The sequence below is a fragment of the Candidatus Omnitrophota bacterium genome (genome assembly GCA_041650805.1).
Taxonomy (GTDB): domain Bacteria; phylum Omnitrophota; class Gorgyraeia; order 2-01-FULL-45-10; family 2-01-FULL-45-10; genus JBAZKM01.
In genome coordinates this window covers 26674-36091 of the sequence record JBAZKM010000015.1, presented here as the reverse complement: position 1 = coordinate 36091, position 9418 = coordinate 26674, and the positions used below count along the sequence as shown (strand labels likewise).

Annotated in this window: 11 protein-coding genes and 3 tRNA genes; 12 read left to right on the top strand and 2 right to left on the bottom strand. The window is 55.0% G+C overall.

Going from position 1 to position 9418, the window contains the following annotated elements; genetic code table 11:
* Positions 1-327: 327 nt before the first annotated feature.
* Positions 328-404, bottom strand: a tRNA-Met gene (locus WC515_08650).
* 136 nt (positions 405-540) lie between these two features.
* Between WC515_08650 and WC515_08645 the strand changes: the two genes are divergently transcribed.
* The 12 genes from WC515_08645 (at position 541) to WC515_08590 (ending at position 8519) form a co-directional block, all read left to right on the top strand.
* On the top strand, positions 541-687 hold the full coding sequence (locus tag WC515_08645; GenBank protein ID MFA5147427.1) for a hypothetical protein: 147 nt from the start codon (positions 541-543) through the stop codon (positions 685-687).
* 2 nt (positions 688-689) lie between these two features.
* Positions 690-1190: a YajQ family cyclic di-GMP-binding protein gene (locus tag WC515_08640; GenBank protein ID MFA5147426.1), complete on the top strand. Its 501-nt coding sequence runs from the start codon at positions 690-692 to the stop codon at positions 1188-1190.
* Positions 1191-1203: 13 nt separating this feature from the next.
* The gene (tilS, locus tag WC515_08635; GenBank protein MFA5147425.1) at positions 1204-2208 is read left to right on the top strand and encodes a tRNA lysidine(34) synthetase TilS; all 1005 of its coding nucleotides are present in this window, start codon (positions 1204-1206) and stop codon (positions 2206-2208) included.
* Positions 2209-2267: 59 nt separating this feature from the next.
* Positions 2268-4187 carry an ATP-dependent zinc metalloprotease FtsH gene (gene ftsH / locus WC515_08630; GenBank protein MFA5147424.1) on the top strand — a complete coding sequence of 640 codons (1920 nt, stop codon included), beginning with the start codon at positions 2268-2270 and terminating at the stop codon, positions 4185-4187.
* Positions 4147-5037 carry a dihydropteroate synthase gene (gene folP / locus WC515_08625; GenBank protein ID MFA5147423.1) on the top strand — a complete coding sequence of 297 codons (891 nt, stop codon included), beginning with the start codon at positions 4147-4149 and terminating at the stop codon, positions 5035-5037. Before ftsH ends, folP begins: the two co-directional genes overlap by 41 nt.
* Before the next feature lies 1 nt (position 5038).
* A complete protein-coding gene (gene cdaA, locus WC515_08620; protein ID MFA5147422.1) occupies positions 5039-5788 on the top strand; it encodes a diadenylate cyclase CdaA in 750 nt (249 codons plus the stop codon).
* Positions 5785-6222 carry a YbbR-like domain-containing protein gene (locus WC515_08615; GenBank protein ID MFA5147421.1) on the top strand — a complete coding sequence of 146 codons (438 nt, stop codon included), beginning with the start codon at positions 5785-5787 and terminating at the stop codon, positions 6220-6222. The genes cdaA and WC515_08615 overlap by 4 nt, the downstream gene beginning before the upstream one ends.
* Before the next feature lie 12 nt (positions 6223-6234).
* Complete coding sequence (locus WC515_08610; protein MFA5147420.1) at positions 6235-6948, top strand: pyridoxine 5'-phosphate synthase; 714 nt, start codon at positions 6235-6237, stop codon at positions 6946-6948.
* Positions 6945-7331 carry a holo-ACP synthase gene (acpS, locus tag WC515_08605; protein MFA5147419.1) on the top strand — a complete coding sequence of 129 codons (387 nt, stop codon included), beginning with the start codon at positions 6945-6947 and terminating at the stop codon, positions 7329-7331. Before WC515_08610 ends, acpS begins: the two co-directional genes overlap by 4 nt.
* On the top strand, positions 7331-8197 hold the full coding sequence (locus tag WC515_08600) for an NAD(P)H-hydrate dehydratase (GenBank protein ID MFA5147418.1): 867 nt from the start codon (positions 7331-7333) through the stop codon (positions 8195-8197). The genes acpS and WC515_08600 overlap by 1 nt, the downstream gene beginning before the upstream one ends.
* A tRNA-Thr gene (locus tag WC515_08595) sits at positions 8188-8263 on the top strand. Before WC515_08600 ends, WC515_08595 begins: the two co-directional genes overlap by 10 nt.
* Positions 8264-8433: 170 nt before the next feature.
* Positions 8434-8519: transfer RNA gene (locus WC515_08590), tRNA-Tyr, on the top strand.
* Positions 8520-8872: 353 nt separating this feature from the next.
* On the opposite strand, the gene WC515_08585 is transcribed toward WC515_08590, so the two are convergent.
* Positions 8873-9358, bottom strand: a complete 486-nt coding sequence (locus WC515_08585) for a transposase (protein ID MFA5147417.1) — start codon at positions 9356-9358, stop codon at positions 8873-8875.
* Between the last annotated feature and the right edge of the window lie 60 nt (positions 9359-9418).

Sequence of the window (9418 nt, the reverse complement as noted above, 5' to 3'; positions counted from 1 at the left end):
AAAATTTGGGATAAGCTATGGCTATTAAAATACTAAAATTTCACAGAGGAAATTTTAGTATGATCCCAAATTTTTATAAAGGAAAAATTTGGGATAATCTATAGGCTATTAAAATACTAAAATTTCACAGAGGAAATTTTAGTATGACGCGACCGAGCCTTTTGGAGTATAGGGCACTACGGCGCCTAGTATCCACGATCTGTCATTGGTACGCCTCGAGAGCGTTGAATGCCCTATAGAAACAAAAGGCGAGGGAGCGGCAGCCTGCCCTCCGAAGCAAAACATCTCTGAATATCAGAAGCTGCGAAGGAGGGGACCAGGAAAAATTGGTAGCGGGGACTGGATTTGAACCAGTGACACGCCGGGTATGAGCCGACTGCTCTGCCAGACTGAGCTACCCCGCCAAAAGTGACGGTCGCTATTATAGCACAGCGTCTCGCTTTGTAAAAGGCAAAATTGAATTCATTAAATACCACTTGACGGCGCGCGCCTTTAATATTAACCTATACATGCTTAATATTAACTTATAAGGAGAAGAATATGCCCGATAAACCGGTATTGGAAGATGTGATGTGCTCGTTCTGCGGACACGCGTGGTGCGTGGAACTGCCGAAGAAGGACGCCGATGACGGCGATGCGCTGAAGTGCCCGCGCTGCGGGAAGGACGGCGGAAAGAAGGTAGGTTAGAGATGGCCAAAGAGAACTTTTCATTCGATATAGTTTCCGAAGTGGATATGCAGGAAGTCGATAACGCGGTGAACCAGGCGAAGAAGGAGATGGCCCAGCGCTATGACTTCAAGAACAGCAAGTCATCGATCGACTTCAACCGCGCCGAGAAGAAGCTCCTCCTTGTGGGCGACGACGACTTCAAGCTCCGTTCCGTCAAGGATATCCTGGCGGGCAAGTTCGCCAAGCGCGGCGTCTCGCTCAAGTCGCTCACGTTCAAGGACCCGCAGCAGGTGTTCGGCGGCCACCTCCAGCAGGAGGTCGATATCGCTACCGGGATCCCGAAGGAGAAGGCGAAGGACCTGGTCGCCGTCATAAAGGGCCTGGGGCTGAAGGTACAGCCGCAGATAGAGGGGGAGAAGGTCAGGGTATTCTCGCCGAAGAAGGACGACCTCCAGGCGGTCATGGCTCACCTGCGAAAGATAGATTTCCCGCTCGCGCTCAATTTCTGTAACTACAGATAAGAAGGCCCACAGGATGGCCCTGCCACAGGCACATTTAGAACGCATTCTGAAGACCGTCAAGAACTATGATATGGTCAGGGCCGGAGATACCGTGCTCGCGGCCGTTTCCGGGGGCCCCGATTCCGTATTCCTCCTGCATGCCCTGGCCGGTTTGAAGAAGAAACTCGGCATACGCGAATTATGGGTCTGCAACCTCGATCACTGCCTGCGCGGCGAAGAGTCGGAGGCGGATTCCGGTTTTGTGAAGGAGATATCGAAGGACCTTGGGGTCGGATGCATCCATGAACGGATAGATATCAGGGCCGCGAGGAAGAGAGGGCTTTCGACCGAGGAGTCTGCCAGGGAAGAGCGGTACAAGTTCTTTGCAAGAGCGGCGAAAAGGTGCGGGGCAGGCGTCGTGGCCACCGGGCACACCCTCGACGACCAGGCCGAGACCGTGCTGATGAGGATCGTGAAAGGGACCGCGCTCAAGGGTATGGCGGGCATAGCGCCCGTCCGGGAAGAGGGCGCCATCAGGGTGATACGGCCCCTGATCGAGCTGGAGAAGAGCGAGATAAAGGATTGCCTGGATAAGAAAGGCGTCCCGTACAGGATAGACAGCACCAATGTCGAGCCGGTATATTTCCGCAATGTGGTGCGGTCCGAGATCATCCCGTTCCTCGAGAAGTATAACCCGCGGCTGAAGAGGTCGCTCTCCAATCTCGCCGAACACCTGAGGGAGGACCTCGAGTTCATAAACGAGGAGAAGGCGAAGGCCAGGGAAGGGAAGATCGGTTCCCGGAACGGGCGGCTTACGATAAAACTGAAGGACCTCGTCGTACAGCCGAAAGCGCTGCAGAAGGAGATATTGCGCGATATGCTCGGGCAGATAGGGGGCGAGGTGAAGAAACTCTCGTTCAGGCACTGGAAAGAGATAGAGCATTTCATAAGGTATAACCGAAAAGGGAACGCTCTAGACCTGCCCGGAGGTGTACGGCTGGAGAGGACCGGTGAAACGCTCGAGTTTTATCTATTATAATGCTTGCTTCCATATTATTATTTTGGTAATATAAACCAAATAACGGATTTAAGGAGAATATGCAAAAGAATAACAGGAAAAAGAAACAGCAGAAACCCGTGAAGAACGGGTCGAACCTCGTCATATGGTTCCTCATAGTGCTGGGCATCGTCTATCTTTTCAGGGCCGGCGGGCAGGGGGTAGAAAAGCCGACGCAGGATATCGGGTATTCGAAATTCTTCGATATAGTAAAAGAGAACCCGGTCACGAAGCGCATAGTGTCATGTATAAAGACCGATAATGTGATCAAGGGAGAGCTCTCCGACGGCGGCAAATTCGTCGTTAACATCCCGGAAGCCGACCAGGACCTGATACGGCTCCTGCGCGAGAATGTTAAGGAGTTCGAGATAAGGCCGCCGAAGACGCTCTGGGTGAACCTCTTCTATTCGCTGGGGCCGATGATCCTTTTCATACTCTTCCTATGGATATTCGTATATCGCGGAGGGGGCGCCGGCGGAGGCGGGCGTATATGGGCTTTCGGGAAGTCGCGCGCGACGCTCGCTTCGGACGGGCAGCAGAAGGTGACTTTCGAGGACGTCGCAGGAGTAGATGAGGCCAAGGAGGAGCTGAAGGAGGTCATCGAGTTCCTGAAAGACCCCAAGAAGTTCCAGCGCCTGGGGGGCAAGATACCCAAGGGAGTCCTGCTGATGGGGCCGCCCGGCACAGGTAAGACGTTATTGGCCAAGGCCGTCGCGGGCGAAGCGAACGTGCCGTTCCTTTCGATATCCGGTTCCGATTTCGTCGAGATGTTCGTCGGCGTGGGCGCATCCAGGGTGCGCGATCTCTTTGACCAGGCGAAACGCTCCGCAAAGCAGTCGGGGCGCGGCGCCATAATATTCATCGACGAGATAGATGCCGTCGGCCGCCAGCGGTTCGCGGGGATAGGCGGAGGCCACGATGAGAGGGAGCAGACGCTGAACGCGCTCCTTGTGGAGATGGACGGGTTCAATACGCAGGAGGGGGTCATACTGATCGCCGCCACCAACAGGCCCGACGTCCTCGACCCGGCACTGCTTCGCCCCGGCAGGTTCGACCGCCAGATCGTGATAGACAGGCCCGACATAATAGGCCGTGAGGCGATACTCAAAGTCCATACGAAGAACGTGAAGCTCGCCAAAGAGGCGGACCTGAATTCACTGGCGCGCCAGACGCCCGGGTTTTCGGGCGCGGACCTGGCGAACCTCGTCAACGAGGCGGCTCTCCTTGCCGCGCGGCGCAACAAAGAGTCGGTGACGATGGAAGAGTTGAACGAATCTATCGAACGGGTCATGGCCGGCCCGGAGCGGAAGTCGAAGGTGATATCCAAACAGGAGAAGGCGATAATATCATATCACGAATCCGGCCATGCGCTCCTGGCGCTTGTGATACCCGGTGCGGACCCGCTCCACAAGGTCTCCATATTGCCCAGAGGCATGGCGCTCGGCTATACCATACGCCTCCCGACCGAAGACCGTTATATAGTCACCAAAGAGGAACTCCTCGGCAGGATCACTGGGATACTCGGCGGGCGCGCAAGCGAGGAGATAGTATTCAACGAGCTCTCCACGGGCGCCCAGAACGACCTTGAGGTGTCGACCGCTATCGCGCGCAAGATGGTAACGCGCTTCGGCATGAGCGAGAAGATGGGCCATCTTACGTTCGGGCACAGGGAGGAGCAGATATTCCTCGGGAGGGACCTTATAGAGGAACGCAACTACAGCGACCAGACGGCGCTTCTCATCGATCAGGAGGTCCGCAGGATCATCGACGAATGTTACACCCGCGCCAAGAACGAGCTGGTGAAGCATAGGGACCGGCTTAAACTCCTTGCCGAGAGGCTCCTTGAGAAGGAAGTGCTGGAAGTGGACGAGGTGCGGGTCCTGCTGGGATTTGCGCGCGACGAGAAAGGCGGGGCCGGCAATGGCGAAGGTAAGCCGCCGACGAATACCGCGAATTCCTGATTTTGATATCAAGGCGGGGGATTTCGATCTCGCCCTGAGCAAGCGGACATATGTGATGGGTGTCCTCAACGTGACACCCGACTCTTTTTCGGAAAAGGGTCAGTTCTTTGACGCCGGCGCGGCAACGGCGCATGCGCTCCAGATGGCGCGCGACGGAGCCGACATCATAGATATAGGCGGTGAATCTACGAGGCCCGGGGCAGGAGAGGTCGCGGTAGAAGAAGAGCTGGACCGTGTGATCCCGGTGATAAAGGCCCTGGCCGGGAAACTTGATATACCGCTGTCGATCGATACGAGAAGGGCCGAGGTCGCCGAAGCGGCGATAGAAGAGGGCGCCTCGATCGTGAATGACGTATCGGGGTTGAAATATGACCCCGGCATGGCGCGCGTAGCCGGGCGGCACGGCGCGGCGGTCATAGCGATGCACATGAGGGCCTCGCCGCGCGACATGCAGTCGCACACCTCATACGCAGACCTGATGCGGGATATCATCCGGGACCTTAAGGGGTCGGTGGCGATAGCCCGCAAAGGCGGCATAGAGAGGCGGAGGATCATCGTCGACCCGGGGATCGGGTTCGCCAAGACGGCCGGGCAGAGTCTCGAGGTGATAGGGCGGCTGGCAGAGCTCGGCGTGCTGGGGCAGCCGGTGTGCGTAGGGCCGTCCCGTAAATCCTTCATAGGTAAGGTGCTCGCGATAGATGATCCGAAGGAGAGGGTGACAGGGACGGTTGCCGCGTGCGCCATAGCGGCAGTCAAGGGCGCGCGCATAGTGCGCGTCCATGATGTTAAGGAGGCGGTGCAGGCGGTGCGCATCGCCGACAGCATAACGCAAAATAGGATCGTCAACTGATATGCAGTTCATGACGCATTGGAAGATGGTGCTGGAAATATTGATACTCTGGTATACCATCTACACCGTCCTCCTGCTTATAAAGGGTACCCGCACGGAACAGCTCCTCAAGGGGCTCGTCATCATCGGCGTCATATTCGTCGCCACGCAGCAGCTGCATCTGGATGCCATAAACTGGGTCATCACACGCCTGGTGCCCATCTCCATAATAGCGCTCGTCGTCATCTTCCAGCCGGAGTTGCGCAGGGGGCTTGCCCGACTGGGGCAATTCGGCCTTTACCAGGAAGATATGGAGGTCATCGAGAGGATATCGCGCGCCGCGGTGACCCTTTCAACGAAACGGACCGGGGCCCTAATAGCGATCGAGCGGGAAGCGGGCCTTAAGGTATATATCGAAAGCGGCATCCTGCTGGACGGCCAGGTCTCCGAAGAGCTCCTCGTATCAATATTCATGCCCCAGACGCCGCTCCACGACGGCGCGGTCATCATACAGCGGGACAGGATAGTCGCTGCCGGGTGTCTCCTGCCGCTCAGCCAGGAAGCGAACATATCGAAATCACTCGGTACGCGCCACAGGGCCGCGATAGGCCTCAGCGAAGAGACGGACGGCGTCTGTATCGTAGTGAGCGAAGAGACAGGCGCCATCTCCGTGGCTATAGGCGGCAAGCTGATGCGCGATGTCAAAGAGTCCGAACTTCGGGAAATACTGAAGGGCATATTTTATAAACCGAAAAGGGCCCGCAAACAATGATCCGGTCACTGAAGGACCTCTTTACAAAGAACATAGGCCTTAAGATAGCGGCTCTCATACTTGCCCTCATCTGCTGGTTCTATATCGTAAAAGAGCTGAATAAAGGCACGGAGGAGGAACAGCAGTTCCTGCGCAGGATACTTCCGACCGAGGGCATATCATCCAAGAAACTTACGATCAAACCGATATTCGTAGGCAAGTTGAGGAGCGGGTACAGGGTGATAAGGGACCAAGTCATAGTCGTTCCCGAATATTGCATCGTTGTGGGTACACGCGACCTCCTCGGGAAGGTGCGTTACGCGTACACCATACCTCTCGACGTCGGAGGGGCCTCCAAGACGTTCACCAGATCCGTACCTCTGAACCCGATCGCGCCGGGCGTCTTCATGGAAGAGACGCTTGTGCAGGTGACGGTACCCATCGAGAAGGAATAATAAGAGAGCTATATGGTAAAGCTGGGGGTCAACATAGATCATGTGGCGACGCTCAGAGAGGCGAGGCGGTCGTCATTCCCGGACCCCGTCGATGCGGCCAGGGTCTGCGAGGAGGCGGGGTGCGATTCGATCGTCTGCCACCTCCGCGAAGACAGGCGGCATATAAAGGATGCGGATGTGATCAGGCTCAGGAAGTCCGTAAAGACGCGGCTCAACCTGGAGATGTCGATAGCGAAAGATATAGTCGATCTCGCGTGCCGGATCGGGCCGGAACAGGCGACGCTTGTGCCCGAGAGGCGTAAGGAGCTTACTACGGAGGGTGGCCTTGACGTCGTCCGTAACGAAGGGCGCGTCAGGAAGGCAACGGGGCGTCTTGCGGGTAGCGGCATAGACGTAAGCCTCTTCATAGACCCGCTTAAGCCGCAGATCGACGCGTCGTACAGGGCCGGGGCGCGTATCATCGAGCTCCACACGGGCGAGTACGCGAATGCCCGGTCCGGGGCCTCGGCGGACAGGGAGTTCAGGAAGCTCGTATATGCGGCCGAATATGCCCGGGGCCTCGGCCTCGAGGTCAATGCGGGGCACGGCCTCGATTACAAAAATGTATCACGCATAGCGCGGATAAAAGGTATGAATGAATTGAATATCGGATATGCCATAGTCGTCCGGTCCATATTCGCGGGCCTTGGGGCCGCCGTACGCGAAATGGCAGGGTTGATCAGATGATCGCCGGCGCCGGCGTGGACATAGTGGAGGTCTTCCGGATGCGGGAGGCCATACAGAAATGGGGCGATAACTTCCTGACCAAGATATTCACGCCCAAAGAGATATCCTACTCGAGCTCAAAACGGTTCGCGCACCAGCACTTTGCCGCCAGGTTCGCCGCAAAAGAGGCGGTCGTAAAGGCGTTCGGCGAACCGCATGCCAACCCCATCAAATGGACCGAGATAGAGGTCTTCAATGACCGCGAAGGGAAGCCGGTCATAGAGTTCCATGACGACGCGCTCAAATTGAAGAAGAAGAAGAAGATAAACAACGTGATCGTGAGCATGGCCCATTCGAAAAATTACGCGGTCGCGAACGTCATACTTGTCAGGAAGGGGAGATAGTGGAGATAGAGATACGCGGGATACTCGAGAAGTTCCCGAAGAGGGCCGCCGACTCCCATAAGGGGGATTATGGCCACGTCCTTGTCATGGCAGGCTCGTCGGGTTACACGGGGGCGCCGTACCTCACAGGCCAGGCGGCCTTATTGGCAGGGAGCGGCCTAGTAACGCTCGCGGCAGGGAAGAGCGTACATCCGATACTGGCGGCGAAGCTCACAGAGGTCATGGTCCGGCCGTTCTTCGAGACGCGCGACGGGTCGCTGAGTTTACTTGCGGAGAAGGAGCTCCTGGCGTTCGCCGAAGGATGCAACTGCGTCGCGATCGGGCCGGGCATTTCGCAGAACAGGGAGACACAGACCCTGGTACGTAACCTGGTGACGAAGCTGGATAAGACGATGGTCCTCGATGCCGACGGCCTGAATGCGCTCGCCGGGCACCTCCCCATATTGAAGAACGTCAAAAAGCCGGTTGTCCTGACACCCCATCCGGGCGAGATGGCGCGGCTGACCGGCAAAGAAACAGGGGATATACAAAAGAACAGAAAAGAGATTGCGCTCCAGTTTGCCGGCGAGTATAATATTGTCTTAATTTTAAAGGGGCACGAGACCGTGGTGGCCGGGCCTGGCGGAGAGCTTTACATAAACAGGACCGGTAACCCCGGCATGGCGACCGGCGGTGTCGGCGATGTGCTGACGGGTATAGTCGCGAGCTTCATAGGGCAGGGGATGGACCCGGTCTCTGCATCGGCGCTCGCGGTATACTTCCACGGCCTTGCCGGCGACCTGGCGCTTAAGGAGAAAGGTCCCTTAAGCCTCGTTGCTACCGATCTTTTAAATAAACTACCCGAGGTTTTAAGGACGCTAGCGTAGCTCAGCTGGTAGAGCAGGGGTTTTGTAAACCTCAGGTCGGGGGTTCAATTCCTCCCGCTAGCTCCAGGTCTATTACCTATGGAGACATGTTGTGAGGAATTGAAGCCGGCGAGCGCCGACCGGAGGGAGGAAGAGTCCTCTGGACGACAGCGAGCCGGCTGGCTACGGAGGCGGCCTCTGGACGCCGGAGTAGCCGATCCCCTCTGCTAGCTCCATAGCTATTGCATATAAATTTCGGTGAGGTACCAAAGCGGCCAAATGGATCAGACTGTAAATCTGACGGCTCACGCCTTCGAAGGTTCGAATCCTTCCCTCACCACCATTCTTCGGATTCACTGCGACCACCCAGAGATAGATTAGGTAGGTCTTGTGAATCCTCAGAATTCCATAGGGGGAACCTTGGGTTCCCCCTCCATGGCGTTCGCTCATATAAGCATACACCCCGGACGCTCACTGTCACCCCCTCCGTAAATGAATTCAACAAGGCATACTGAATTAACCTGTATTTAAGAGAAGGAGAATATTTCTCCTTCTCTTAAGATCTCATCCTCTTTACATAGGTGTCACTTCGTGACCTGTAATTTGGCCGTTCAGGAGCGAGCTCTGCGAGCGGAGGACCGAATCCTTCCCCAAATTTATCCAGAGACGTTTTCCAATTCCTTCGGGAACCTGTACCTATAAGCTCAGTGAATTCAGCAGATTCCCCTTCGAGTTTTGTTCTAAAACCCTCTCTTTATAGCTAGACCATTCATAATCATATGGAGCTATCGTTATACCGGCACGAACCGGATTATGTTCTATATAATTTATGCATCCGATCGCATATTCGTCTTTTGCGACTATTTTGCTGATAAATCTTCCTTGCCATAGCTGTCCCACTTTATCGTATTTTTTGTTAAAATAAGCAGTGTACGATCGTGTTAAGCCATGCATAAATTTTGCCAGATCTTCTTTTTTATCAATCTCTCCTAGTAAATGGATGTGATTCTTCATGAGACAATATCCATATAGCTTAAATTTGTACCTCTTTTTATATAAACGTAGCCTTTTACGATAAGTATCAAAATCTGAACTATCTATAAATACCGCCTGTTTTTGATTGCCTCTATCCATAATGTGATATAGTACATTATCCAATATGATTCTTGGTCCTGTTGGCATGGCCACCTCCCATATATATAGATGCCAAAATCTTGAAAATTATTGCAACTTTTTTTAAAA